Consider the following 1,948-nt stretch of genomic DNA (forward strand, 5'->3'; position numbering starts at 1 on the left):
CTCGGCCGCGAGGTCTATCAGCTTCACGGCGATGGTGTGCAGCTTGACGTTGTGGTGCTGCGACATGCGGACCAGCAGCTGGAACCCCTGTTGCGGGGTGCACCCCTGCACCGCCGCGATGAGTCCGGTCGCCTGCCCGATCACGGTGCGCGTCTGCACCGCGTTGCGCAATCCCCTCACCTCGGCTTCGAGGCTGGCGATCCGCGCGGTCAGCGAATCGTCCTGGCCCATGTCCCCGACCACGGTCGGGCTCCTCTCGCACGTCGGAACTGGTCAGCGCCTGCCAGCGGTGCGAGGGGACGGACGCGCGGCGACGAGCCAGCTCCGGCAAGCCCACAGCACGAGTTCCCTCGCTGACCCTGGCGCCCTTGTTTGGACACCCGGTGGCTTGCGGCTGGCTTTTCAACCGCGTAGGACGATCACCGTAGTCGAGCCCTGGTCGTGGTGTGCACCTGAGGTCCCGGTTTCCGCCCGGTGTCGCGGGGGTAGTCAGTGAGAGCACAGCGGACTCCACTGAAAGGACCGGTCATGGGGATCGACGACAAGGCGAGCAACAAGGCCGAGGAGCTGAAGGGCCGTGCCAAGGAGGGCGTGGGCGAGGCGACCGGCAACGAGCAGTGGCAGGCCGAGGGCCGCGCGGAGCGCGCGTCCGGCGCCCTGAAGCAGGGCATCGAGAAGGTCAAGGACGCGTTCCGCAAGTAGTCCTCGCGACGCGTCGGGCCTGCTCCTCGGAACCGAGGTGCGATCACCGGTCGTGGAGGGCGCGGGACGCGCCGACGACCGGTCCGGGTGGGACGTTCCACCCGTGCTGCCGCCCGCAAGGGCACACGTTCGGCACTGCGCGGCGTGCTGCCGCGCGCCCGGAACACCACAGGGCCGCCCATCCCCGATCAGTCGGGTGCGGGCGGCCCTGCGTGTTTTCCTTCCAGGCCTTCCGGGCCGGGGAAGAGACGACCCCGGTGCCGCTTCCCGCGCGTGGAGCCGGTGCGCGGGCCGAGTGGACTGGCTCGGAGCAGTCGGGGGCGGGTGGCTGCCTGGTATTCGCCAGGCTCAGCCGAGATCAGGCCGGGTCCTAGCGGACAGCCACCTCACGACGAGTCCTATAGCTACACAACTTGGGACCACCTCCTTCCTCGTGTACTCGAACGTTATGCCGGGCGACGGGGACGCGCAAACAAAAATCCGCGTGAGGTGCGAGACGTTGCGGGGGTGGCGGAGGAGGCGTAGCGGGGGCGGAAGCGCTTGGCGCGCCAGGACTCCCGGCGCCTGCGACATCCGGCGCGGGCGCTCCCCGCGGGCGTCCCGGTCAGCGCGCCCGCGCCCCCGTCAGCGCTCGCCGACCCAGTCGGCCAGCAGCAGCGGGTCCGGCGGGGTCCCGGTGCGGGCCAGGGCGTCCGCGTGCACCGCCCTGACCACCTCCGGCACGGTGAGCAGCGCCTCCCGGCGGGACGCCAGCGCCAACCCGGCCCACGCCTGGAGGTCGTCCGGCTCGGCCAGCAAGCGCTTGCGGTACCCGGCCACGGCCGTGCGGACGTCGCCGCGCGCGCAGGCCGCGTCGACCTCGTCCGCCACCGGCATCCCCCGCCCGGTCGCGAGCGCGCGCAGCAGCGCGGCCCGCGCGGGCGCGCGGCCCACCCCGGACGGGTCGACCTCCGGCAGATCCGCCCCGGTCGGGTGAACTTCGGTCCGCACCTGCAACCGGAACGGCTTCGGGCGGCGTTCCAGCCACGCGCCGGTCAGGCAGGAGACGTCCGCCGGGTACGGGCGCACGTGCCTGATCCGCCACAGCACCAGTTGCTCCGCCACCACCCGGTCCACCGCCCGCACCACCTCCACGGACGGCTGGTCGGCGCACGCGTCCAGCCGGTGCGCCGAGGCGGCCAGCAGCGCGCGGCCCTCGGCCGTCAGCGCGGGCTCGCCCAGCACGTTCGCCACGGCGACGCGGACC

General features: G+C 72.9%; 2 protein-coding genes and 1 pseudogene. 1 reads left to right on the plus strand and 2 read right to left on the minus strand.

The window, feature by feature from the left end; genetic code table 11:
• On the minus strand, nt 1-243 hold a 243-nt coding region (locus ACTUAL_RS19425), incomplete at its 3' end, for an ANTAR domain-containing protein (RefSeq protein WP_440901249.1).
• Between the two features lie 285 nt (nt 244-528).
• Here ACTUAL_RS19425 and ACTUAL_RS19430 point away from each other — a divergent pair.
• Nucleotides 529-702, plus strand: a complete 174-nt coding sequence (locus tag ACTUAL_RS19430; RefSeq protein WP_015803819.1) for a CsbD family protein — start codon at nt 529-531, stop codon at nt 700-702.
• 624 nt (nt 703-1,326) lie between these two features.
• On the opposite strand, the pseudogene ACTUAL_RS19435 reads toward ACTUAL_RS19430, so the two are convergent.
• A pseudogene (locus tag ACTUAL_RS19435) lies at nt 1,327-1,948 on the minus strand (hypothetical protein); the annotation flags it as partial.

The organism is Actinosynnema sp. (assembly GCF_052038725.1).

Coding starts and splice junctions, on each gene's coding strand:
- ACTUAL_RS19430 (WP_015803819.1), top strand. CDS start 529: ATGGGGATCGACGACAAGGCGAGCAACAAGGCCGAGGAGCTGAAGGGC.